Consider the following 24,912-nt stretch of genomic DNA (forward strand, 5'->3'; position numbering starts at 1 on the left):
TAGAACATCGGCAAGTTTGTTGTGATTCACTGCATTACATGGAGATGTGTGGGATGAAAATTACTGATGTGCAGGCTATACCTTTGCGCATTCCGCAAAAAATAAAGGCTTCAAAATCTGAAAAATGTTTTAACACTGAAAGCGACGGCCATGTACTGGTAAAAATTCACACGGATGAAGGAATAACCGGAATTGGCGAAGCCTGGCGGCTCACGCCATGCGCCGTGGCAAAATTCATCGTTGAAGCTCTCAAACCCCGGTTGATGGGCGCTGACCCTACATGCATCGATGCCTTGTGGCAAAAAATGTACATCGCCACCTTCAGATACGGGCGCAAAGGGATGGTACTGAACGCCATCAGCGGCGTTGAAATCGCCCTGTGGGACATCCTGGGAAAAATGAGCGGCCTCCCGGTCTACAAATTACTCGGGGGCGCGCACCACAGTTCCATTCGTGGATACGCCAGCCTCCCTCCATACCCGACGCCGGAAGAAGCAGCGGAAGACGCCGCGGCCCAGGCCGGAGACGGCTATCATATGGTCAAATTGCACCAGCGGGATGTGGCATCTGTGGCTGCAACGAGAAAAGCCATTGGCGACAACGTTGAACTTGCGCTGGATGTCAACGGCTGCTGGAGCAGACGGGAAGCGGTTACCATGGCGCAGCGCATGGAAAAATATTCCCTCCGCTGGCTTGAAGAGCCCGTCAGCCCCATGGATGATTATGATGGTCTGAGCTTCATACGCGAACGCAGCAACATCAGCATTGCCGCAGGCGAAAATGAATACACCCACTATGGCTTCAAAACCCTGATTGAAAAAAACGCCGTTGATATTTTACAGCCCGACGTTATCAAGGCCGGAGGATTGTCCTGCTGCCGCAAAATTCTGGGCATGGCAGAAGCCTGGAATATTCCCCTGATAACCCACTCGTTCTATTACGGCGCAGGTGTGGCGGCCACAGCCCATTTTGTCATGGCAAACCCCTTTGGCAACGAAATGGAAATCTGCACCACCCCCATTGAAGAAAGCTTCATCAGCCCGGATTTCCGGCCTGTCCACGGCAAAATAACAGTTTCTGACGCGCCGGGGCTGGGCATAGACGTGAATGAGGATGTTGTTAAGCATTACCGTATAGACATTTGATCAACCCCGCTTGGCAAAGGTGGGCAAGCATTCAGCGCAGGGGACAAAACATGCGGTATGCCATCAACTGTCAGATTGACCGCCTTTCGTCTGAAATTGTGCGCCAGTACGCTGATCTGGCTGTTGCGGACATCTGCGACGCTCTGGGCCGCAACGCCGCCCTGCCGTCAGCGCTCAAGCCCTTTAACAACAACCGCATTCTGGGTACAGCCTATACCGTCAATCTGCCAGCAAGTGAAAATCTGCTGCTCTACTATGCTGTAGACAACGCCAGACCCGGCGACGTGCTGGTAATATCCTGCGCGGGCTATACGGAAAGAGCCGTAGCTGGTGAAATTGTAGCGGCACTTGGCAAGGCTCGCGGTCTGGCAGGCTTTGTGATTGATGGAGCCGTGCGTGATGCCGAAGCCCTGCGGCAGACGGATTTTCCCGTCTACGCGCGGGCGGTGTCGCCCAACGGGCCATACAAGGACGCCTGCGGCGAAATCAACATACCTGTCAGCATGGGCAACGTGGTTATTCAGCCCGGTGATCTGATCGTGGCGGATGCGGACGGCATTGTGTCCATCCGTCGGCAGGAGGCAGCTTCTGTGGCGGAACAGGCCCGCAAAATTACGGAAGCTGGTTTAAAAAAGCTGCAATCAATTGAAAAACACGGTTCAATGGACATGACATGGCTTTATGACAAACTCGCCAAAAGCTGCTGCGATATCCACAGCTAGTACCTTTCATGGTGGGTAGTTGCGGGGGAGGGGTAGTCTTGCAAAAGACCCTCCGCGCGCCCACCTCCGCATCAGGCGCGAACCATAGTAACGCAAAACGCCCGCATCTGCGGGCGTTTTTATATATGTCAGAAAAAATTATCCGTGCAATATCAGTCGATGGGGTGCCCGGCAGCGCGGTATTCGTTCAGCTTGTTGCGCAGCGTGCGCACTGAAATACCCAGTAGATCGGCGGCCTGCGTACGGTTGCCGGAGGTTACCTCCAGCCCCTTGAGAATCATAATGCGCTCCATCTCGTGCAAGGGGATCACAGCGCCCTGCATGCGGTTCTCTCCAGCCGGTACGCCCGGTGCCGGGGCATATTCACCCGAGCGTGGTGCGTCAACATCCTGAACAGCCGCAGAAGCGGCCAATGCGTTGGCATGGGCTTCTTCCACCAGAGCAGCCGACTGGGGAGCTTCTTCTTCAAACAGCGGCCAGTCTTCATTTTCAAGCAGAAAATGGCAAGGCTCAACAGGCCGGCCATTAGCCAGCAGCACTGCGCGTTCCATCAGATTTTGCAGTTCGCGCACATTGCCGGGAAAATCATACTGCTGCAACCAGGCAATTGCGCTTTCAGAAAGGGGGGCGGCAGGCAACTGGTATTCACGCGTATACATGCCGATGAAAAATCTGGCCAGTTCCAGCACGTCATCCCCGCGCTCGCGCAACGAAGGCAGCCGCAGAGGAATAACGTTCAGCCGAAAATACAAGTCCTGACGGAACTTGCCCTCTTTTACCCAGCCTTCAAGATCACGGTTGGTAGTGGCAAGCACGCGCACATCAACCTTGATGGTCTCGGTGCCGCCCACGCGGTCGATCTCGCCCTCCTGAAGCACACGGAGGAGCTTTGCCTGCAGGGCCAGATCCATTTCAGAAATTTCATCAAGCAGGAGGGTGCCGCCATCGGCAAGTTCAAACTTGCCAGGCTTGCGGGCAATGGCGCCAGTGAACGCACCTTTCTCGTGCCCAAAAAGCTCGCTCTCAAGCAGGTGTTCCGGCAGGGCGGCGCAGTTCACGGCCACAAAGGGCTGCTCCGCGCGCTTGCTCATGGCATGCAGGTAGCGGGCAAACATTTCCTTACCAGTCCCCGATTCACCGGTAATCAGCACTGTAGCGCGCGATCCGGCAACCTGGCGGGCCAGTTGCAGCACACGGGCAATGGCCGGATGCTCACCCACAATACGCGGGCCGGAACCTTCGTGACGGGTTTTGTGTCCGCCAAGGGTGGACACAGCCGGAACCGGGGCAGCCTTGCGCTTCTGGCCTGCCACAGCGGCCACACGGTCCACATCCAGCGGCTCAAGCCAGTAGTCCCGCGCGCCCAGGCCCATGAGCCTCTCGGCCTCTTCAGGGCTGCCTTTGTCCGTAATAATTATGACCGGGGGAAAATTGGGGTCTTCCGCGCCAACTGCAAGCAGATCTTCCACACGAAAACCCGGCAACGCGGGGCGTGAAAAAATCACGTCCGGCCCGGATTTTTTTATAAAAACGGAAGCGCCCTTGAGATTTTCTGCAATGCCAAGCTCATAGCCCGCATTTCGCAACGCTGGAAAGACGGCAGTGACTGCCTGAGCGGGGGTAAGAAAAAGAAGACGGCGCGATGACATGAGAATTTTTGTATCGTTTCGCGCTTCACAATGCAACCGCCAAGGCCCAAAACAGACCATGTTCGGTTACTTGCAGCAAAAAAGGAGGAAAACAGTGTAACTTTCAGCCAGATTTGGCAGTTGCTTGGGCAAAGGCCTGCCTTGAAATATCAGCATGGAAGTGGTCAATATGTTATATTTTTTATATAATATATTGAATAATTAACAAAAAATTCGCATCTTCGTGACAAACGACACTCAGGCCCAACTGCTGGCAATAACGCCAATCCCCACCATGTTGGAGGCGGCGAGCCGCCACTGGGTCTGCATGAAGGATTTGGCGCTTTCTTCCGCAAGCAGGGCTTCCGCAGCCGCCGTGGAATCGTTGATAATGGAGGGGTAGTACGTAATGGAGTCCGGATTGCCGGGAGAACCCGGCAGCACGATAACAGAAAGCCCGGATGCTGGGTCGTAGTATGTCATAAAGCCCCCCTGGGCGGAAAGTCCGCCTCAATGCCGCACATCCGTCTGCGAGATGTGGCGTGCCTGTCGGAAAAAACTTTACGAGCTTAACATAAACTAGTTTCTATGTTTCTTTTTGCGCTTTTCTGTCTTGTGTTCCGGCTCAGATGATTTTTCAGGCTGCGGCAGATCCACCTTGTCGACCACAATGCTGTCCACAGTATATTCGGGAAAAGTTTTTTCTCCCTTAAGCGCTGCCAGTTCCACAGCCATAACTTTTTCAAAGGCGCTCATGGCGCTCTTGCTGACCGGTTCGCCTCTGGGGTTAATGGCCTTGGCGGGATTTACGAATTTACCATTCTGCCGCAGCCTGAAATCAAGATGCGGCCCAGTGGCAAGGCCCGTCATGCCCACAAAACCAATAACCTGGCCCTGACGCACCTTCTGCCCGCTTTGCAGGCCCCGGGCATAGCCGGACAAATGCGCGTACAAAGACTCCAACCCACCGCCATGACGCACAATAACCTGGTTACCATAGCCGCCAGCCCAGCCACGTTGCGTAACAACACCTTCACCCACAGCCTTGACTGGCGTACCCGTGGGAGCGGCATAGTCCACACCTTCATGTGGTCTGCTATATCCCAATATGGGATGGAGCCGGTTTTTTGTAAAGCGCGAGGTCACGCGCGTGAATGCCAGGGGAGCCTGCAGCAGTGATTTGCGAACGTTTTCGCCCTTGCTGTTATAATAGCTGGCGGCCTTGTTTCCTTCGCGGAACAGGTAGGCCTCAAAGGTTTTACCCTTGTTGGTGAAATGCGCGGCCAGAATACGCCCATAGCCCTTGTATTCGCCCTCCCGGTAGCGTTTTTCAACCAGCACCGAAAAAGAATCGCCTTCCTGCAGATCACGGATAAAGTTGATTTCCGAACCAAAAAGCTCTGCCAGCTTAAGGGCCATTTGCGGGCTTTCCCCGGCATCGGCCACTGCCTGAAAAAGATTGTCGTCAATAGTGGCGCTCATGGTGGTGAGCAGGGTGACATATTCAATGGCCTCCACCCGGGCCACGGGCTGTTCCATGCCCTCCACCACCAAACGGCGGCGGCTGTCTATTTCGTATTCAAAACGCTTTACCTTGCCCGTGGCGGCATCGGTCACAACCACGTAGGGCTGGCCATCGCGAAAAGCCCGCATGGAAAAAACACGGCGCGCGGCGCTTATATAATCCTGCACGGCCTGGCTGTCTGCCCCGGCAAGAATCTTGATGACAGTATCACCTTTCTCAACCGTGCCCTTGACCACTTCTTCGCCAGGGGCGGCAGATTCTTCATCTGGATTTGCAGCGTCCGGCGCAGCGGATTGCGTCAGGTCTGTTCCGCTATTTCCGTCACCTTCAGCAATATTTGCCTGAGAGGCGGCTTCTACCCCCTGGGCTTTGGTAGCATTGGCAGGGTTCTCCCCGCCGTCGGCAGACGCTGCCTGATCAGTAGAAGACTGCACGCCAGAAACGGGGATGTCAGCCTGTAACGGATCGAACGGAAGCCAACCCTTTTCCCAGGCAAACAAACCTGCAAAAAGCAGAAACAGGGCCGCGACCAGTATCCAGCGAATCTTCATGTGCAAAAACATTGCAAACGTATACCTGCCGTGGTGTTCCTTGTCCAGCCGCCTTAACAGGCATTGAGGTTTTTCACAGATTTTAACAGGTAATGCAATATATTATAAAAACTGTATCCATGCCGCTGACCCATATCATCGATCCTCCCTGTTTTTCACCGCCGGACGGGGAGCCTGGAGGCCATTGGATATGGCGGCACTTGTTTCATATTAAGCTTTATGGTATGCATGCTCTTTGTTCCTTCATGGCGAGAACCGCGCCAAATCCGGCATACAAGGCCTGTGGGCCCTGCCTGAAATGCCGACATGTCTTGGCGCAACGCCCCGGAAGGAACAGTTATCCACAGGCCTATGGACAGGCCACATACGCTATGCTGAAAAACGAGTTGCGGGACATACTGGCACAGCAAAAAGCCAACGACAGGGGAGACTGGCTGGAATCCCTTACCCTGTGTCATGAAGGCGATACACTAACCGTCGGCTTTCCCCACTTTTATTTTGCCGCGTGGTTCAACCAGCAAAAGCGCGATCTTTTTGAACAGGCGCTTTCCTGCCGCTTTGCCGACAAAAAGCTTCCGCAAATAGTATACGAGCAGCCCGCCCTGGGGCACGCGCAAACATGGTCGCTCCCGCATGTGGAGCAAAAAACTGCCGATCAGAACAAGCAAAATTTTATGGTGCGCACGGATACCCCCGCAGCGCCCAGAATTGAAAACGATGCCTTCACAGCATTTATTGCCAATGCAAAAAATGCCTTTCCCCTGGCTGCCGCCAAGGAGATTGCAGAAAGACGCGCCGATGTGGCCTACAATCCCTTTCTGCTCTGTGGGCACAGCGGCACAGGCAAAAGCCATATTTTGCGATCCATGGCAGCCACCCTGGCAGAAGGGCATACAGGTAGCCGCGTAATTATTGCTGCGGCTGCGCGCTTTTGCGCAGACAATCCGGCATGGGTGCGCAGGCCGGAAATTTTCTGGCAACAGTGTGATGTTCTGCTGCTGGATGATATTCAGGATCTTGCCGGGCAGCCGGCATGGCAACGTAAACTGGTATCCTGCATGGATGCCTGCCCACGCAGCATCGGGCAGGACGGCAAGCCCGGGCAGATGGTCTTTGCCTGCACGGGTCAGCCGCAGGCTCTCAAGGCTCTGGACGAACGTTTGCGTTCGCGCCTTGAAAGCGGGCTTGTGGTAGAACTCATGGAGCCTGATCTTGATGTGCGAATGCGCTATCTCCAGGCCATGAGCAAAGAACGGCACATGAATCTCACGCGGGAACAGCTGCTGTTCATTGCGCAGCGCTGTTCGCAGTTTCGTCTGTTGCAGGGGCTGTTGCTCAAGGTGGCGGCCTTTTGTTCCGTTACAGGGTGCGAATTGTCGCAGGCAGACCTTGAAAACATTGTGCGCACGGGCGTGGCCGACAAAACACCAGGTTGTCTGGAAATTCTTGGCGTAGTGGCCCGGGCCATGAATCTGCGGCCCGAAGACGTGCTTGGCGGCAAACGCCGGCCAGACCTCGTGCTGGCGCGGCAGGTTTCCATGTATATATGCAGGCGCAAGCTGGGTCTTTCCTACCCGGAACTCGGCCGGGCCTTTGGCGGAAAAGACCATAGTACTGTCATATATGCTATTAAAAAAATTAAGAAAATTCTAGTTAGTGACAAAGCGCTCCAACAACTAGTGACAGAACTGGAGCTCAAGGCACAATAGCAGCCCGCCAACCGGGCGAAAATACGGGAAAATGTTCCCGGTGTTTCCTTGGACGGTGTTGGGATGTTCACTTGATTTTTCAATGATAAAAGCAAGTTATCTGTCTTAAGAACATAGACACAGACGACTATAATAGTAAGGAAAAAACATATGAAACTTACTGTAAACAAAGAGCAGATCATCGAAGGCCTCTTGAAGGCAGCTGCCATCATTCCTGCCAAGGCAGGGGCGCAGTATCTGCGCTCCATCTGGCTTAAGGCTGAAGAAGGCAGCCTTTCAGTCATGTCCACTGACGCCAACATTGAATTTACCGGGCGTTATCCTGCCGAAGTGGCCGCGCCTGGCCTTATAGGCGTTCAGGGCAGAGCCTTTGTGGATCTTGTGCGTCAGTTGCCCACGGGTGTTCTGCACCTCACCCTTGATGAAACTTCTGGCAATCTGCTTTTGGAACAGGGACGTCGCACCTACAAGCTGCCTGTGAGCGGAGCGGAGTGGTTTCAGAATTTTTCTGCCTTTCCTGCTGAAAACGCCGTCACCTGGTCTGGCGACTTTTTGCAGGACATTCTGGACAAGGTGGGCTTTTGCATCAGCGACGACGACGCCATGGACGCCATTGCCTGCCTGTGCATGAAGCCGCGCGGCAACGGACGCATCGACGTGTGCGGTCTCAATGGCCACCAGTTTGCCCTTGTTTCCTTTACCCATGACGAGCTGGCCGAGCGTCTGCCCGAAGGGGGCATGCTGATCCAGAAGAAATACCTGGCAGACATTAAAAAATGGCTTGGCGTGGATGAAATTGAACTGAACATCACCGACAAGCGCCTGTATCTGCGCAGCCTGGATGGCGCTGAAACGCTCAGCCTGCCCCGCGCCGCCCACGAATACCCTGATTACAACATCTTCATGAGCAAGCTTGCCAGCGAAGACATGCACCCCATGACTCTTGCCCGCAAGGAAGCCATCGAAGCGCTTGGTCGTATCCTCATTTTTAATACCGAGAGCGACCGCTGCACCTACATGGATCTTTCTGCCGGGGAAGCCCTGCTTTCCGCCCAGGGGCAGGATGTGGGCTCGGCCAATGAAAGCCTTGAAGTTGCTTATAATGGCGATATAAAACGCATTGCCTTCCCCACGCGCAACCTGCTTGACGTGCTGGGACACTTTGTTTCTGCAAAGATCGACATGATGCTTACCGGCTCTGAAGGCCCCTGCGGTATCCGCGGCGCCGATGATGCCGATTATACGGTTATCATCATGCCCATGAAGGTTTCTGAAACGACCTACTATAGCGAGGAAGACGTTTAATGGCTCCTGAAACCGGCAACGGCGGGTACAACGCCTCTTCCATTACCATTCTGGAAGGCCTTTCGGCTGTGCGCAAGCGCCCGGCCATGTACATAGGCTCTACAGACGCGCGCGGCCTGCACCATCTGGTGTACGAGGTAGTGGACAACTCCATTGACGAAGCCATGGCCGGCTTCTGTTCGCGGGTCACTGTTATTCTGCATGCTGACAACAGCGTGACTGTTCGCGATGACGGGCGCGGTATTCCTGTGGATATTCATCCCAAGGAAGGCGTGCCCGCCGTGCAGGTGGTCATGACCAAGCTGCATGCTGGCGGCAAGTTTGACAACTCGAGCTACAAGGTTTCGGGCGGTCTGCACGGCGTGGGTGTTTCCTGCGTCAACGCCCTTTCTGAAGAGCTTACAGTCACTGTGCGCCGCAATGGCAAACGCTATCGCCAGCACTACGCCCGTGGCGTACCGCAGGACGAACTGGCGGTTATCAGCGAGGGCTTCGTTGAAGGGCACGGCACCACCGTTCGCTTCAAACCTGACGAAGAGATTTTTGAAGTTCTCGAGTTTTCATATGAAACATTGAAGAAGCGCTTTGAAGAGCTGGCCTATCTTAACAAGGGCCTGACAATCGAATGCATCGACGAGCGCATCGGCGAAACCCATGTGTTCCATGCTGAGGGCGGCATCCGCCAGTTTGTGGGCGACCTCAACTCCGGCGAGCAGGGCATTCACCCCATTATCTTTGGTGAAGGCATTGTTGATAATGTTACCGTGGATTTTGCCTTGCAGTACAATGCTGGCTACAAGGAAAACATTTTCACCTTTGCCAACAACATTCGCACCAAGGAAGGCGGCACCCACCTTGTGGGTTTCCGTACTGCGCTCACGCGCGCCATCAACGGCTACATCAAGGGCCAGGCCGACCTGGTCAAAAAGATGAAGAACACCTCGCTGTCTGGTGATGACGTGCGCGAGGGCCTTACCGCCGTTATCAGCGTCAAGCTGCCCCAGCCCCAGTTTGAAGGGCAGACCAAGACCAAGCTTGGCAACAGTGAGATTGCCGGTCTGGTTGCCGGTGTGGTGTATGACCGCCTGAATGTGTATTTTGAGGAAAATCCCAAGGATATCCGCCTCATTATCGACAAGGCCGTGGACGCCTCGCGGGCGCGGGACGCAGCCCGCCGCGCCAAGGAGCTTGTCCGCCGCAAGGGCGCGCTTTCCGACAACTCGCTGCCCGGCAAACTTGCCGACTGCCAGAGCAAGGATCCCATTGAATCCGAACTGTTCATCGTGGAAGGTGATTCGGCAGGCGGCTCTGCAAAGCAGGGGCGTAATCCCAAAAACCAGGCTATTTTGCCCTTGCGCGGCAAAATCCTGAATACGGAACGCACCCGCTTTGACAAGATGCTTGCCAACAAGGAAGTTAAGGCGCTCATCACCGCCATGGGCGCAGGCATCGGCGAGGAAGACACCGACCTCGACAAGCTGCGCTACCATAAAATCATCATCATGACAGACGCCGACGTGGACGGAGCGCATATCCGCACCCTGCTGCTGACCTTTTTCTTCAGGCAGTATCAGGAAATGGTGGAGCGCGGCTTTGTCTACATCGCCCAGCCGCCTTTGTACCGTGTGCACAATTCGCGCATGGAAAAGTTCATCAAGGACGACCCCGCGCTCAACGAATTTCTGCTCACCCGCGTGAGCGAAGACGTGACCGTGGTGGCCTCCAACGGCAAGGAATTCCGAGGCAAGGAGCTCATCAGCCTCATGGAACACATTGAAAAGGCCGAAGGCCGCGTGAACGATGCCGAAATGTCCGGCACCCCGCGTGACCTCTTCATGGCCCTTGTGACCCATGAAAAGCAGATTGACGCTCATAACCTTGAAAATCAGGACAGCGAGCTCACCGAATGGCTCAACAGTCACGGTTACATGCTCACCCTTGAGCGGGAAAAGAGCGAAGACGAGGAAGAGCGCCTGTTTGCCGTGTTTGAAAATACCGGCGGGCACCACACCCGCAGGGGCATGGAGTTTTTCTCCTCCCGTCTTTACAAACAGGGTTGGCAGCTCTTTGACGAACTGCGCCAGCAGTGCGGCTCTTTTGCCTTTACCCTGCGCAAGAAGGATGGCGAAGTTGCCGCAGAGGATCTGTTTACGCTCATGCGCATGGTGCTTGATGAAGCCCGCAAGGGCATCAATATCCAGCGCTACAAGGGTCTTGGTGAAATGAACCCCGACCAGCTCTGGGTGACCACCATGAACCCGGAAAATCGCGTGCTTCTGCAAGTTTCGGTGGAAGATGCCAACGAAGCTTCTGACGCCTTTGTGGAACTTATGGGCGACCGGGTGGAACCGCGCCGCGATTTTATCGAGCGCAACGCCCTGGCCGTACAGGATCTGGATATTTAAAAGGAGAATCTGTGTGGGCTGTCCGTGCCGGACAGTTCCACACGCTTTCCTGTGAATATATCAATAGCGTGAAGCGAACAGCCTGATTTTTAACAAGGTTTTTCGCCGCATGACACGTAAAATGGGGATGCAGCAGGGCTCAGGCCCTTTGTATTCAGGAAGGCTTGCCCTTCCAGCCCCAAATAACAGCAGCGAGGCCCGCAGTGGCAGATATGCAGCAGCCGCAGATCAGCATTGAAACAGAACTCCGCAAATCGTATCTGGAGTATTCCCTTTCGGTCATTATCGGGCGCGCCATCCCGGATGCGCGTGATGGCCTTAAGCCGGTTCACAGGCGTATTCTTTTTGCGCAGTACGAACTTGCCAACAACTACAACCGTCCGCACAAAAAATCCGCGCGTATCGTCGGTGACGTTATCGGTAAATATCACCCGCATGGCGACTCTGCCGTGTACGACGCACTGGTACGTATGGCGCAGGAATTTTCCATGCGCGATCCCCTGGTGGACGGGCAGGGCAACTTCGGCTCCATTGATGGTGATGCCGCTGCTGCCATGCGTTATACCGAAGTGCGTATGTCCAAGCTTGCCCAGGAGTTTTTGAACGACCTGGACAAGAACACCGTGGATTTTCGCCCCAACTACGACAACACCCTTCAGGAACCGACGGTCATGCCGAGCAAGGTTCCCAACCTGCTGCTCAACGGCAGCTCGGGTATTGCCGTGGGTATGGCCACCAATATTCCGCCCCACAACCTGGGTGAACTGTGCGATGCCCTGCAACTGCTGCTGGATAACCCGCAGTGCAGCATCGATGAGCTCATGGATTATGTGAAAGGGCCGGACTTCCCCACCAGGGGTTTTGTCTACGCGGGCAAAGGCCTGTACGATGCCTACCACACCGGGCGCGGCACGGTTAAGGTGCGTGGGCGCATTGAAATTGAAGACCGCAAAAAGGGCGCGCAGAGCATAGTTATCCGCGAGATTCCCTTTGGGCTCAACAAAAGCTCTCTGGTGGAAAAAATCGCGGCTCTGGTCAATGACCGCAAGATTGACGGCATCACCGACCTGCGCGATGAATCCGACCGCAAGGGCATACGCATTGTTATTGACCTCAAGCGCGGCACCATCCCCGACATTGTGGTCAACGCCCTGTACAAGTTCACGCCGCTGGAAACGAGCTTCGGCATCAACATGCTGGCCGTGGTGGACAACCGCCCGCAACTGCTGAACCTTAAGACGGCGCTTTCCTGCTTTGTGGATCACAGGCGTGAGGTGGTCATCCGCCGCACGCGTTACGATCTGGAAAAAGCCGAAGCCCGCGCGCATATTCTGGAAGGCTTGCGCATCGCCATCGACAATATCGATGAAGTGGTGGCCCTTATCCGCGCTTCCGCCAATCCGGAAGAAGCCCGTAATGCCCTGATGGAGCGTTTTGCGCTTTCTGAAGTGCAGGCCAAGGCAATTCTTGAAATGCGGTTGCAGCGCCTGACGGGTCTCCAGCGCGAAGAGCTGATGAACGAATACAAGGATCTGCTGCAGAAGATCGAATTCTACCGTTCCATTCTGGAAAATGCCGAAGTGCTGCGCAGCGAACTCAAGCGCGAGATTGCCGAAATCCGCGATAATTTCGCCACGCCCCGCCGTACGGAAGTGCTGCGCGAAGCCCTGACCGACATTGATATTGAAGATCTCATCCCTGACGAAGAAGTGGTCATCACGCTGTCGCGCCGTGGCTACATGAAGCGTACCGGGCTTGAGAATTATCAGCAGCAGAAACGCGGCGGCAAGGGCATTGCGGCTCTGCACACCTCGGATGACGACTACGTGCAGGAATTTTTGTCCACTACCAATCACCAGTATCTGTGCCTCTTCACCAACAAGGGGCGCATGCACCAGCTCAAGGTCCATCAGGTGCCGGAGGGCAGCCGCACGGCCAAGGGCGTGCATATCAACAACCTGTTGCCGCTTGAAGAAAACGAGTGGGTTACGACAGTTCTCGCCCTGCGCGAATTTGCCGAAGACAAATTCTTCCTGTTCATTACCAAGAGGGGCATGATCAAGCGTTCTTCCGCCTCGTTGTACGCCAAGTGCCGCAAAACAGGCCTCATGGCCGTGGGCCTGCGTGAGGATGATGAACTTGTGGTGGTACGCCCCATCCGCGACAACAACCACATTGTTCTGGCTACGGCGGACGGTTTCTCCATCCGCTTTGCCTGCAACGATGTGCGTCCCATGGGCCGCGTGGCCACGGGCGTCAAGGGCATTGCCCTGCGCAGGCAGGATTTTGTGGTGGCGGCGGTTATCGTCAAGGATATCGACCAGACCACCGAAATCATGTCCATTTCCGCCAATGGGTATGGCAAGCGCACCAGCGTTGATCTCTACCGCCTGCAATCGCGCGGCGGCAAGGGCATCATCAACTTCAAGGTGACGGCCAAGACCGGGCCTGTGATTGGTGCAATGCCTGTGCGCGACAACGATGGTCTTATCCTGCTGACCTCTTCCAACAAGATTGTGCGCATCGGCGTTGACGATGTGCGCAGCAAGGGCCGCGCCACCATGGGCGTTATGCTCGTGCGCCTTGATGAAGGCGGTCATGTGGTGGGCTTTGACCGTGTGGACGAAGGCGGGCAGACCGGCAGGGACGCCAGCGCCGAAATGGACGATGACGATTTGACCGATGTCGCTTCTGCGACTGTTGTTGCCGAGTCCGAAGGGCTTGCTGACGACAGTGCGGACGATGACGGTGAAGAATAACCATAGCTGATGAAAATATTGCGGCGGGTTTGCGGCAAGGGTTTGACCCTGTGTCTGTGCCTGGTTTTTGCTGGCTTTTTGTGCGCTTGCAAAGACCAGAGCATGGTGGGCGATGACCTTTCCGCAGCCCGCACCGCAGTTTCTTTGCGCGACTGGTCCCTTGCCGAAAGGCTGCTTGAGCGTTATCTGCGTGAGGCACGGGATGCTGACCTGCGTTGGGAAGCGTGGCAGCAGTTGCTGGTGGTGCTCAATGCCGCCGGGCAGGAACCTCGCGCCACCCTTGAATGCCTTGAAACCATGCTGGCGGAATTTGCAGACAATGACGCCAGAAGCGCTGTTATTTTGCGGCGTATGGGCGAGGTAAACGAAGGTTTGCGGCGTTATGGCCGTGCCGCGGACGCCTGGAATGCTTATATAGGTCTTGCAGGCCTGTCGGCGGAGCAAACTGTGGATGGTTACCGCAGGCTGGCGGCCATGCAGTTTAACCTGCGCAGGTTTGACGCAGGCGAAGATACCTTGCAGCAGTGTCTTGCTCTGCCCATGGCGGATCATGACAAAATAATGTGCATGTACGACCTTGCTGACCAGAACATGGCAAGGGAACGCTGGCAGGATGTGGCTGACCTTTGTCAACAGATACTGGACAGCGATCCGGACAAGATTCTGCGTGGTCTGGCGGGCTATTTGCTGGCTGATGCCCTTGAACAGCTCGGCAAGGGAAAAGAAGCCCTGAAAAACTTTGAACTGGCCCGCGACGATTATCCCAATCCGTCGGTCATTGATAATCGCATTGCGCATCTGCGCAAAAAACTGAAGAAGTAAGGCCTATGATCAAGCACGAATGCGGCGTATTCGGCATTTATGACCACGAGGAAGCGGCTCGTCTGGCTTATTTCGGTTTGTATGCACAGCAGCATCGCGGCCAGGAAAGCGCGGGCATAGTTACCTTTGACACCGACGGCGTACACGAACACAAGGGCATGGGCCTTGTGCCCGATGTTTTTTCAGAGGGGCACCTCAAGGCTCTGACAGGCAGAACGGCCATAGGCCATGTGCGCTATTCCACCACCGGGCGTTCCTCCAGCAGCAATGCCCAGCCATTTCTTGCCCATTTCAAGGGGCGGGATGTGGTGCTTGCGCACAACGGCAATCTGGTCAATGCCGCGCAGCTGCGCGAAGACCTCGAGAACGAGGGCGCCATATTTTCTACCAGCAATGACACGGAAGTGTTCATGCATCTGCTGGTGCGCGCGCTCAGGCACAACGATCTGCCCGGCGCAGTCAAGGAAACCTGCGCCCGGGTTCGCGGCGCGTACTGTCTGCTGGTTATGGTAGACGGCGTTATGGTGGCGGTGCGCGACCCCCACGGCTTCCATCCTCTGGCTTTTGGCCGTATGAACGGCAGCCCCGTGTTCGCCTCCGAAACATGCGCCTTTGATCTGCTTGAGGCCGATTTTGAACGTTCTGTGAAACCGGGCGAGATGATTATTGTAGACGGCAACAGCGTGCGCAGCGATCACCTTATGGGGCCGCTGCCCGAGAAGCCCCGCCAGTGTATTTTTGAGCTGGTCTATTTTGCCCGGCCTGACTCATATATTTTTGACGAGCAGGTTTATCTGTGCCGCAAAAAAATGGGCTGGAATCTGGCTGATGAATCTGCGCCGGAAGTGGACTACGTGATGCCCTTTCCGGATTCGGGCATTTATCCCGCACTTGGCTTTGCCCAACGCTCCGGCCTGCCCTATGAGCATGCCATGATCCGCAACCATTATGTGGGGCGTACCTTTATCCAGCCTTCGCAGAGCATGCGCAGCTTTGGGGTGAGGGTTAAGATCAACCCTGTGCGCGAAATGATTGACGGCAAGCGCATCTGCATCATTGACGACAGCATTGTGCGCGGCACCACCATGATGACGCGCGTCAAAAAGCTGAGGGAGCTGGGCGCAAAAGAGGTGCACATCCGCATTTCCAGCCCGCCGGTCAAGTTTCCCTGCTTTTATGGCATAGACTTTTCTTCACGCGGGGAGCTTATTGCAGCTCAGCACAATCTGGCGGAAATTACCCGCAAGCTGGATGTGGATTCTTTGCATTATCTCAGCATCGCAGGCTTGCTGGGTTCTGTGAGCAAGCCGCAGCATTATTGCATGGCCTGCTTCACTGGCGAATATCCCGTGCCCTGTGACGACTGCGCCGGAAAATTCAGCCTTGAATCCCCTTGCGCCAGCAGGTAGACCATTTCTTTCGCGCCGTCTTGCACGTCAGGGCAGCCAGTTTTTTATGAGGAAGCCATGAGTATTGCACGTATCAAGGGTTTTGCGGATATGTTTCCGCCGGACAGCGACCAGTTCACGCGTATTGAAAATACCGCGCGCCAGGTTTTTGGACGCTACGGTTTTGTGGAACTGCGTACGCCGCTGCTGGAATTTACGGAGCTTTTTTGCCGTTCCATCGGTGAGGAAACCGATGTGGTGCAAAAGGAAATGTATACTTTTCCTGACCGCAAAGGCCGTTCGCTTACCTTGCGGCCTGAAGCCACGGCTGGTGTTATGCGCGCCTATATCGAGAGCGGGCTGACCAACCGCGAACCTGTGAGCCGGCTGTTCACCACTGGCCCCATGTTCCGTTATGAACGCCCGCAGAAGGGCCGCATGCGCCAGTTCCACCAGATCAACTGCGAGTGCCTTGGCAGCCACAGCCCCATGGCTGATGCAGAACTGGTCAGCATGCTGCTGCGCTTTTTGTCAGACCTAGGCCTTACGGATTTGACGCTCAAGATCAATTCCCTTGGCTGTTCGGAATGCCGCCCCAAGTTCAAGGCGGCCTTGCTCGAATACCTTGCCGGAGTTGACAAGGACGCCCTTTGCCCGGACTGCACCCGCAGGGTGGAAACAAACCCCTTGCGCGTGCTTGACTGCAAGCAGCCCGGCTGCCGCGCCATTACGGACAATGCCCCCAAGCTTATTGATTACAATTGCCCCGAATGCCGCGCCCACTTTGATACGGTGCTGGAGCTGCTGCAAGGGCAGGGGCTTGCCTTTGAGCTTGATCATAGGCTTGTGCGCGGTCTTGACTACTATTGCCGCACTACTTTTGAGGTGGTAAGCGGCAGCATTGGCGCTCAGGCGGCTGTGGCCGGCGGCGGCAGATATGACGGCCTTGTGAAGAGCCTTGGCGGGCCTGATGTTCCGGGCGTTGGCTTTGCCTGCGGCATGGAACGCCTTGCCCTCATGATGGGCGAGGGCAGTGGCCAGGCAGCCGATTTTTATCTGGTTGCCATGGACGCCCAGAGCCGCGCTCAGGGCTGGCAGCTTGCCCAGAAGCTGCGTGACGCCGGGCTGACTGGCGAGATGAATTTCAGTGAAGGCGGCTTTAAAAGCCTTATGCGTCAGGCTGGAAAGTCCGGCGCTGGGCATTGTCTGATTATTGGCCCTGATGAAGCCGCTCAGGGCACAGTGGTCGTTAAGAACCTTGAAAGCGGCGAGCAGTGCTCTGTGCCGCAGTCAGGCGTACTCCAATTCTTGCAAACGGGAACCAACAATGACTGAACAGATGCAGACGCAGGACGCGCAGCAGGATGTGCAGCGCGAACACCAGAAATTTGTCACTGAGCTTGGTGACTGGCAGCGCAGCCATTCCTGCGGTCAGTTGACCATTACCAATGATGGTGAAGATGTTTGCCTGATGGGTTGGGTGCAGTACCGCCGCGACCACGGCGGCCTGATTTTTGTCGACCTGCGCGACCGTGACGGCCTCACGCAGGTTGTTTTCAGCCCGGATATTGCTCCTGCTGCGCACGAGAACGCGCATATTCTGCGTTCGGAATATGTGCTTGCGGTCAAGGGCAAGGTGCGTCCTCGCCCCGAAGGCATGGTCAACGCCAATATGGTCACTGGCCAGATTGAAATCGTGGCTCACGAGTGGAAGCTGCTCAACACCTCCAAAACGCCGCCCTTCGCCATTGAAGACCGTAGTGATGCCGGCGAGAACCTGCGCCTTACCTGGCGTTATCTTGATCTGCGCCGTCCGCGCATGCAGGCCAATCTGCGTTTGCGCCACAAGGTTTCGCAGGCCGCCCGCTGTTTTCTGGACGACAACGGCTTTACGGAAGTGGAAACCCCGGTGCTTACCAAGTCCACCCCTGAAGGGGCCCGCGACTTTCTGGTTCCCAGCCGTTTGAATAATGGTGAATTTTACGCTTTGCCGCAGTCGCCCCAGCTGTTCAAACAGCTGCTGATGGTTGCCGGTATGGAACGTTACTTCCAGATCGTGCGCTGCTTCCGCGACGAAGACCTGCGTGCCGACCGTCAGCCCGAGTTCACCCAGGTTGACCTTGAAATGAGCTTTGCGGATGAAGAACAGGTCATGGGCATCGCAGAAGGCCTCATGGCCCGCGTGTTCAAGGACGTGATGGGCAAGGATCTGACTCTTCCCTTCCCTCGCATGCCCTGGGACGAAGCCATGGCCCGTTATGGCGTGGACAAGCCCGACACCCGTTTTGGCCTTGAGCTTGTGGATATCACGAATATTGTGCGTGGCTCCGGCTTCAAGCTTTTTGCCACTGCGCAGCTGGTCAAGGGTATGAAGGTTCCTGGCGGCGAATCCATGACCCGCAAGGAAATTGATGCCTTTACCGAATTTGTCAAAATCTATGGCGCTCAGGGTCTGGCCTGGATCAAGATCAAGGCCGACGAATGGCAGTCGCCCATCGCCAAGTTCCTTTCGGACGAAGAACGCAAGGGCATTGCAGAAGCGCTTGATCTTCAGGTCGGCGACATTGTCTTTTTCCAGGCGGGCGAGGCTTCCATGGTCAACGCCGCCCTTGGCAACCTGCGTGTGCATCTTGCCAACCACTTGAAGCTGATTCCTGAAAACAGCTTCAACTTCCTGTGGGTTACGGACTTTCCGCTGTACGAATACGACGAGGAAGCCAAGCGTTATGTGGCCTGCCACCATCCCTTCACCTCGCCTGCGCCCGGCCATATGGAACTGATGGTTACTGACCCGGCCAAGGCGCGCGCCCGCGCCTATGATATGGTGCTCAATGGCTGCGAAGTGGGCGGCGGTTCCATCCGCATCCACTCCGGTGAAGTGCAGCGCCGTATGTTTGAAGCTCTTGGCTTTACGCCAGAGCAGGCCGAAGAGCAGTTCGGTTTCCTCATTCAGGCGCTTGATCTTGGTGCGCCGCCGCATGGCGGTTTGGCTTTTGGCCTTGACCGGCTGGTTATGCTGCTTTCTGGTTCGTCCAGCATCCGTGATGTCATTGCCTTCCCCAAGACGCAGAAGGCAACCTGCCTCATGACCAACGCGCCTTCCCCGGTGTCTTCGCGTCAGTTGCGGGATCTCGGTCTGCGCTTGCGTGAAGTGCCCGGCGCAGAGCAGAAAAAGGACGGCGCTACAGCCGACAAAGCGTAGGAGGCAGACGTCTGCATGATTCTTGATATTGTCACCTATCCTGACCCCAGGCTCAAAGAGGTTTGTGAACCTGTTGCCGAGGTGACGGACGACATTCGCCAGCTTGCTGCCGACATGCTTGAAACCATGTACGCTGCCCCTGGTGTTGGCCTTGCTGCGCCGCAGGTCGGGCGCAATATCCGTATGCTTGTGATGGATCCGGCCATGAAGGACGAGGAAAAGCAGCCCAGGGTGCTGATTAACCCTGTGTTGACCCTCTCCGGCGAGGAAGTTCTGAGCGAACAGGAGGGCTGCCTTTCTGTTCCCATGAACTACAGGGCCGACGTTAAGCGCATGAGCAACGTGCACCTGCATGCAACGGATCTGGACGGCAATATCATTGATGAAGATCTGGAAGAATTCCCGGCCATCATTATCCAGCATGAATATGACCATCTGGACGGCATACTGTTTATCGACAAGATCAGCCGCCTGCGCCGCACCCTGTACGACAGCAAGGTGAAAAAATGGCTCAAACGAAAAAGTGCCGTATAGTCTTTATGGGAACGCCCGAGTTTGCCGCCGCCAGCCTGAAAAGGCTGGCGGCCTGGCCTCGTGGCGAAATAGTGGCGGTATACACCCAGCCGGACAGACCAGCAGGGCGCGGCCACAAACTTGCTGAATCTCCTGTAAAAAAGCTCGCCTTGCAACTTGGCCTGCCCGTCATGCAGCCTGCCAGCCTGAAGGGTGCAGAAGCCCAGGCGGAGCTGGCGGCTTTCAAACCAGACCTGCTGGCTGTGGCGGCCTATGGCCTCATTTTGCCGGACGCTGTCCTTGCCATGCCCACGCTTGATACCATCAACGTGCATGCTTCGCTTTTGCCTGGCCTGCGTGGTGCTGCCCCTATTCAGCGGGCAGTGATGGAAGGCTGGCATCCTGACGCCCGAGCTGGCATTTCCATTATGCGCATTGTGCGCAAGCTCGATGCGGGGCCGGTTTTCGCCACCGATGGCCTGCCCATCGGTGAGCATACGGCCGGTTCCCTGCACGATGCCCTTGCAGGAATTGGCGCAGAACTGCTTGTGCGCGTTTTTGATGATATTCTTGATGGCAAGGCACAGGCTGTGGATCAGGACGATGCTCTCGCCACCTACGCTCCTAAAATTTCCAAGGAAGACGGCTTTATCGACTGGTCGCTTCCTGTCGTGCAGGTACATGCGCGGGTGCGGGGTGTTACCCCGTGGCCAGGTGCGCGTGCTGTGCTTGAAACTGTTGATTCCGATGGCAAGCAACGCGACCCCCTTTCGCTCATTCTTGCTCCTGGCAGGGTGGGGCAATCTGCACAAGGCCATGTTCCGGGTACATTGCGGATCGATGCTGAGGGGTTGAGCATTGCCTGCGCTGATTGCTGGTATGTGCTGTCTACGGTCAAGCCTCAAGGGAAAAAAGAGATGTCCGTGCGTGATCTGCTCAACGGAGTGTTGCGCGGGTTGCCAAGGGGTGTTTGCGGTCTGGCAAGAGCTCCTGAACCAGGGGAGTAATGTCTTTTTTCCGCAATGGGTATTTTTAATGAGGCTCTTTTGAGCCTCGTTTTTTCTTTTTTTGACCTATGCATCATGTTGCGTGCTTGCGCTTTTCATAAGGGCAGTTTTGTGCGATTTTTAGGCTCAAGGCTATTTTTTGCTTCTGACTCATCAAACCGAGGTCACATGTTTCGTAAGTCGCCCTTTTCTTTGCCGCCAGAGCAGTATGGTGGTGCGCGAAAGCGCGTTTTTATCGGGCTCATGCTGGCCTCGTGCCTTCTGCTGTGCCTCGGGGTTGCGTTTTTTCTTATTTTGCCGTGGGTTGGTTTTTTTTCTACGCAACACTGGCTGCCTACGCTGAGCATGGGTTTTGGTTTTGTTGTTATCATCGCCTTGTTATGGCTCTGCATTATTCTTATATTTCATATTTATACGGGTAAATCTCTTCCTGGTGTAGACAGTGTGCGGCATGTCACCATCCGTCTGTTTTTTCCACTTATGGAATTGCTTGCAAAGGCAGTTGGTATTGACAGAGGAAGAGTGCGGCGCAGCTTTATCAAGGTGAACAACGAACTGGTGCTTGCCAGTGGCTGTACGGCGCAGCCGCAGGAGCTTTTGCTGCTTTTACCGCATTGCGTTCAGCAGGCCTTGTGCCCCCAGCGGCTTGTTCATAATCCGGACAACTGTCAGCGTTGCGGCAAATGCCCGGTTGGTGAGTTACTTGCTTTGAGGGACAAATATGGCGTGCGGCTTGCCATTGCCACGGGCGGCACCATTGCCCGCCGCATTGTGGTGCAAACGCGCCCGCGCTGCATTATTGCTGTTGCTTGCGAACGTGACCTTACATCCGGCATTCAGGACAGTTATCCTTTGCCAGTTTTTGGCGTTCTCAACCAGAGGCCGCATGGGCCGTGCGTTGATACGCTTGTGCCTATGAAGGCACTGGAAGACGCCGTACGGATTTTTCTTGGCCTTTCTCAACCCTTGCATCAGGGCAGGGCATAATATGGCTAAAATTCGCGTTGCCCAATCTGGCACTGCTGTTGCGCCATTGCCTGGGAAAATTCGCAAGCTTTCCCCCACGGCACGTCACTGCGCGCTGTGGGCCTTATTGTTGGTTGATTCCGGCATGACAGCCCAGCAGGCGCTTGCAACGGCATTCTCCAGCGCTTCATCTGTGGCTTGCAGCGCAGAATCTTCAGGACTTGCCCCGGTTGAGCGCAATCTGTGCTCAGAGCTTGTATACGGATACTTGCGAACGGAACTTCGCATTGCGTTTATTTTGTCCAGAGTGTTGCCGCGCCCCCAATCTTTGCCGCACCCTCTTCTGCATGTGCTGGGCCTTGCGGTATATGGCCTGCTTTTTCAGGACAAGGTGCCGGATCATGCCGCTGTTTTTAGCGCTGTAGAGACTGCACAGGCCTTGTACGGTCAAGGGTTGGCCCGTGTAGCCAACGGGGCCTTGCGTTCAGTACAGCGCCTTGCAGACGCCCCCATGCATGAGGATTTTTATCTGCCGCACGGCGCGGAAGCCGGATGCGCGGAGCACATGGCGCTTTTCTATTCTTTGCCGCTGTGGATCATGGGGCACTGGTACAAGCACTACGGGCGCGATGCTGCCTTGCAGCTTGCCCGCCGGTCGTTTGATCGACCCTGGAGTGCAGTGCGCGTAAATGCACAGTATTCCGCTGCCATGTCATTGCGAGAGGCACTGCTTGCCAGTGGAGGCGAAGCGGTAGGGCAGTGGGGGATTGCTTTTGCGCCGGGTGCACAGCCGTCTGCTGTTTGTGGTCAGTCCTTGCACGACTTGCACCGCGAAGGCGCGCTTTCGTATCAATCCGCAGGTTCGCAGCTTGTTCTTGAAGAGCTTGGCCTCTATGGTTGGGAAAAACCCGTTTGGGATGTCTGCGCTGGTTTTGGCGGCAAGACTGTTGCCCTGCTTGAGCGGAGGATTGTGGTTCCTTTAGCCACAGACCGCAGCATGCAGCGCCTTGCGGGCTTGCCGGGGCAGTGCTCGCGGCTGGGACTTGGCTGTCCGTCTGTTGCCCTAACCGATGCAGTCAAACCACCCCTTGAACATTGGGATGGTCATATGCTTGTGGATGCTCCCTGTTCCGGGCTTGGCGTGCTTGCCCGCAGGCCTGATATCCGCCGTAGGCCCCCACACGAGGGCAATAGCCATGAGGGATTGCAGCAATCCATATTGTTCAGTCTTGCGGCAAAGATGCGGCCGGGATGCCAGATGGCCTATATTACCTGTACGCTGCGGCCCAATGAGAATGAAAAGCAGATTGAGCACCTTGTGCGCGAATCAGATGGTCTGCAGGTGCTCAGGCAGTGGCAGACTCCACATGAGCACCCCTGGCTTGAGGGCATGTATGGCGCTTTGCTACGTAAGGTTTGATCCCTTTAAAAAAAGATAAGCGCAATGCGGAATGTTCCGGTTGCGCTTATCTTTGGATTGGCAGGGTATCTGTTCTGCTCGCGTATTTTCCCGCTGCTTATCCGGCGGGATTTTCTGTAGATTCTTCTTCAGCTTCCGGCAGGGTCACACCCAGTTTTTGCAAAAGCTGTTCAAGTTCTTCGCGGCTGCCGTATGCAAACGCAATGCGGCCGCTGTTTTCATCGCCGCTTACCTGCGTTTTGCAGCCAATGCTGGAGCAAAGATTCATTTGCAACGTCTTGAATTGCGGGCTTTTCTTTCTGGGGGCTTTGGCGCGAGGTTGCGGAGTCGTGTCCTCCTGTTCCCATGGCAGGGCGTTGTGCCCACGCCAGAAGGCGGCTGCGTCTTCTGCTTCGCGCACGGTCAGTTTGTGGCTCAGGATGCGCTGGCGCAACGCTTCGGAAGCAATGGGCGCATCAATGCCCAGCAGGCAGCGCGCGTGCCCCGCGCTGAGCAATCCGGCCTGAATGTCGGCCCGTGCAGTTGCGCTCAGTTGCAGCAAACGCAATGCGTTGGCGATTGCTGGGCGGCTTTTGCCAAGTCGACTTGCCAGTTCCTCCTGCGTTAGCTCCAGGGCATCCCGCAAGGCCTGGAGGGCTTCGGCTTCTTCAATGGGGTTGAGGTCTTCGCGCTGCAAGTTTTCAATAAGAGCAGCAGCCATGACCTCTTTATCGCTCAACTGGCGCACATAAACGGGTACTTCTTTGAGACCTGCCAGTTGCGCTGCCCGCCAGCGGCGCTCGCCCGCAACAATCTGGTAGGTATTTTCGCTGCCCAGCGGACGTACCAGCAGCGGCTGGATAATCCCCTGCGATTTGATGGAATCGGCCAGTTCCCGCAATGCGGCATCGTCAAAGTGCCTGCGCGGCTGATTGGGGTTGGGGTGCAAGGCCGTAATCGGCATCAGGTTAACAGCGCTCTCCTGCCCTTGCGGTTCCTGCTTTGGCGCGGTTCCGCCAAACAGTGCGTCAAGCCCTCTGCCCAATCCCTTGCTGCTGCTCATTTTTATCCCTCCAGCATAAGCTGTGGTTGCGGCAATACAACCATTGTTCCGGACCCCAGTGGTGCAGGTCCGTTGTCATTGCGGATTGCCGTTTCGACAAACCGCTTGTGTGATTGCCTTCATTCAAAATTTGTATGTGCTAAACTTTTGCTGCACGTTGCAGGGGCTTTTTAAGGGGCGCAACCTTGTTGTGCAAACCACCTGCACTTCGTTGCAGTCTCCTTGACATTTGCCCTTGGGGCGCGGCACCTTATGCGCTATTGTTTTCTGGCAGAAATCTGCCTGGCTGTTTTTGTTGCGCAATGGGCAGTATTTTGCTCTTGCGCGAGGCGTATCTTTTTTGCTCCAAAGTTCGACTTTGGTTTGGCCCCGCTTTTTACTTCAAGGACTCGTCATGCAGGATAACCCGCAGCTTCAGTATATCACCGATATCAAGGGCAATATTTCTTCTGTGATCATTCCCTGGCCCCTCTGGGAAAAAATGGAACCCAAGGTTCGCAGCATTTTGGCAGCCGACGCAAAGCCGCAAGAACTCGAACAGACCGCCGGCCCGCTGGAAAGTTTTGAAGAGCTTATGAAGTTTTGGGATTTCAAATATCCCTACAGCCCTTCAGTTACCTGCCCCCACTGTGCTGCCAGCACCGAGGATTGGCGCAATGATCCCCAACGTCCGTTTATTCTGACTAATGCGAATATTGGCGGCCTACTTGTTTTTCATTGCCGTGCATGCGGAACCACAATTCGGCAGAAGCATTTTCACAAGCACGTTGCGGTAGAGCACTCCACCCCAAAAGAATAAGCCT

19 protein-coding genes are annotated in these 24,912 nt (G+C 55.5%); 15 read left to right on the forward strand and 4 right to left on the reverse strand.

Annotation, left to right across the window (positions count from 1 at the left end; genetic code table 11):
* The first annotated feature begins 53 nt into the window (after positions 1 to 53).
* Both NE637_RS07210 and NE637_RS07215 read left to right on the forward strand, forming a co-directional pair.
* Positions 54 to 1,145, forward strand: a complete 1,092-nt coding sequence (locus NE637_RS07210; RefSeq protein WP_227118181.1) for a mandelate racemase/muconate lactonizing enzyme family protein — start codon at positions 54 to 56, stop codon at positions 1,143 to 1,145.
* 50 nt (positions 1,146 to 1,195) lie between these two features.
* Positions 1,196 to 1,867, forward strand: coding sequence for an RraA family protein (locus NE637_RS07215; RefSeq protein ID WP_227118182.1), 672 nt, complete (start codon positions 1,196 to 1,198; stop codon positions 1,865 to 1,867).
* 152 nt (positions 1,868 to 2,019) lie between these two features.
* On the opposite strand, the gene NE637_RS07220 is transcribed toward NE637_RS07215, so the two are convergent.
* The 3 genes from NE637_RS07220 to NE637_RS07230 form a co-directional block, all read right to left on the reverse strand.
* Positions 2,020 to 3,516, reverse strand: coding sequence for a sigma-54-dependent transcriptional regulator (locus tag NE637_RS07220; RefSeq protein WP_192113145.1), 1,497 nt, complete (start codon positions 3,514 to 3,516; stop codon positions 2,020 to 2,022).
* Positions 3,517 to 3,753: 237 nt separating this feature from the next.
* Positions 3,754 to 3,978, reverse strand: coding sequence for a hypothetical protein (locus NE637_RS07225; RefSeq protein ID WP_227118183.1), 225 nt, complete (start codon positions 3,976 to 3,978; stop codon positions 3,754 to 3,756).
* A 96-nt stretch (positions 3,979 to 4,074) separates the two neighbouring features.
* Complete coding sequence (locus NE637_RS07230) at positions 4,075 to 5,571, reverse strand: M23 family metallopeptidase (RefSeq protein WP_227118184.1); 1,497 nt, start codon at positions 5,569 to 5,571, stop codon at positions 4,075 to 4,077.
* 371 nt (positions 5,572 to 5,942) lie between these two features.
* Between NE637_RS07230 and NE637_RS07235 the strand changes: the two genes are divergently transcribed.
* The 12 genes from NE637_RS07235 (at position 5,943) to NE637_RS07290 (ending at position 23,067) form a co-directional block, all read left to right on the forward strand.
* Positions 5,943 to 7,280 carry a DnaA/Hda family protein gene (locus NE637_RS07235; protein WP_227118185.1) on the forward strand — a complete coding sequence of 446 codons (1,338 nt, stop codon included), beginning with the start codon at positions 5,943 to 5,945 and terminating at the stop codon, positions 7,278 to 7,280.
* 150 nt (positions 7,281 to 7,430) lie between these two features.
* A complete protein-coding gene (gene dnaN, locus NE637_RS07240; RefSeq protein ID WP_227118186.1) occupies positions 7,431 to 8,585 on the forward strand; it encodes a DNA polymerase III subunit beta in 1,155 nt (384 codons plus the stop codon).
* Positions 8,585 to 10,990 (forward strand): DNA topoisomerase (ATP-hydrolyzing) subunit B, encoded by a 2,406-nt coding sequence (gene gyrB / locus NE637_RS07245; RefSeq protein ID WP_227118187.1) that lies wholly within the window; start codon positions 8,585 to 8,587, stop codon positions 10,988 to 10,990. The genes dnaN and gyrB overlap by 1 nt, the downstream gene beginning before the upstream one ends.
* Positions 10,991 to 11,202: 212 nt before the next feature.
* Positions 11,203 to 13,749, forward strand: a complete 2,547-nt coding sequence (gene gyrA / locus NE637_RS07250; protein WP_192113231.1) for a DNA gyrase subunit A — start codon at positions 11,203 to 11,205, stop codon at positions 13,747 to 13,749.
* A gap of 9 nt (positions 13,750 to 13,758) precedes the next feature.
* Entirely contained in the window at positions 13,759 to 14,571 is an 813-nt protein-coding gene (locus tag NE637_RS07255; protein WP_022659035.1) for a tetratricopeptide repeat protein, read from the forward strand.
* 5 nt (positions 14,572 to 14,576) lie between these two features.
* Complete coding sequence (gene purF / locus NE637_RS07260; RefSeq protein ID WP_192113140.1) at positions 14,577 to 15,980, forward strand: amidophosphoribosyltransferase; 1,404 nt, start codon at positions 14,577 to 14,579, stop codon at positions 15,978 to 15,980.
* Between the two features lie 57 nt (positions 15,981 to 16,037).
* Positions 16,038 to 17,294 (forward strand): histidine--tRNA ligase, encoded by a 1,257-nt coding sequence (gene hisS / locus NE637_RS07265; protein WP_227118188.1) that lies wholly within the window; start codon positions 16,038 to 16,040, stop codon positions 17,292 to 17,294.
* The gene (gene aspS / locus NE637_RS07270) at positions 17,287 to 19,161 is read left to right on the forward strand and encodes an aspartate--tRNA ligase (protein ID WP_192113138.1); all 1,875 of its coding nucleotides are present in this window, start codon (positions 17,287 to 17,289) and stop codon (positions 19,159 to 19,161) included. The genes hisS and aspS overlap by 8 nt, the downstream gene beginning before the upstream one ends.
* A gap of 15 nt (positions 19,162 to 19,176) precedes the next feature.
* On the forward strand, positions 19,177 to 19,695 hold the full coding sequence (gene def, locus NE637_RS07275) for a peptide deformylase (RefSeq protein ID WP_192113137.1): 519 nt from the start codon (positions 19,177 to 19,179) through the stop codon (positions 19,693 to 19,695).
* On the forward strand, positions 19,668 to 20,681 hold the full coding sequence (fmt, locus tag NE637_RS07280) for a methionyl-tRNA formyltransferase (RefSeq protein ID WP_227118189.1): 1,014 nt from the start codon (positions 19,668 to 19,670) through the stop codon (positions 20,679 to 20,681). The genes def and fmt overlap by 28 nt, the downstream gene beginning before the upstream one ends.
* A 168-nt stretch (positions 20,682 to 20,849) precedes the next feature.
* On the forward strand, positions 20,850 to 21,668 hold the full coding sequence (locus NE637_RS07285; protein ID WP_192113135.1) for a DUF116 domain-containing protein: 819 nt from the start codon (positions 20,850 to 20,852) through the stop codon (positions 21,666 to 21,668).
* A gap of 1 nt (position 21,669) precedes the next feature.
* A complete protein-coding gene (locus tag NE637_RS07290; RefSeq protein WP_227118191.1) occupies positions 21,670 to 23,067 on the forward strand; it encodes a transcription antitermination factor NusB in 1,398 nt (465 codons plus the stop codon).
* Between the two features lie 97 nt (positions 23,068 to 23,164).
* On the opposite strand, the gene NE637_RS07295 is transcribed toward NE637_RS07290, so the two are convergent.
* On the reverse strand, positions 23,165 to 24,109 hold the full coding sequence (locus NE637_RS07295) for a ParB/RepB/Spo0J family partition protein (protein WP_215647505.1): 945 nt from the start codon (positions 24,107 to 24,109) through the stop codon (positions 23,165 to 23,167).
* A gap of 394 nt (positions 24,110 to 24,503) precedes the next feature.
* On the opposite strand from NE637_RS07295, the gene NE637_RS07300 reads away from it, so the two are divergent.
* A complete protein-coding gene (locus NE637_RS07300) occupies positions 24,504 to 24,908 on the forward strand; it encodes a hypothetical protein (RefSeq protein ID WP_215647504.1) in 405 nt (134 codons plus the stop codon).
* Positions 24,909 to 24,912 lie beyond the last annotated feature (4 nt).

Source organism: Desulfovibrio desulfuricans (assembly GCF_024460775.1).
GTDB lineage: Bacteria > Desulfobacterota > Desulfovibrionia > Desulfovibrionales > Desulfovibrionaceae > Desulfovibrio > Desulfovibrio desulfuricans_E.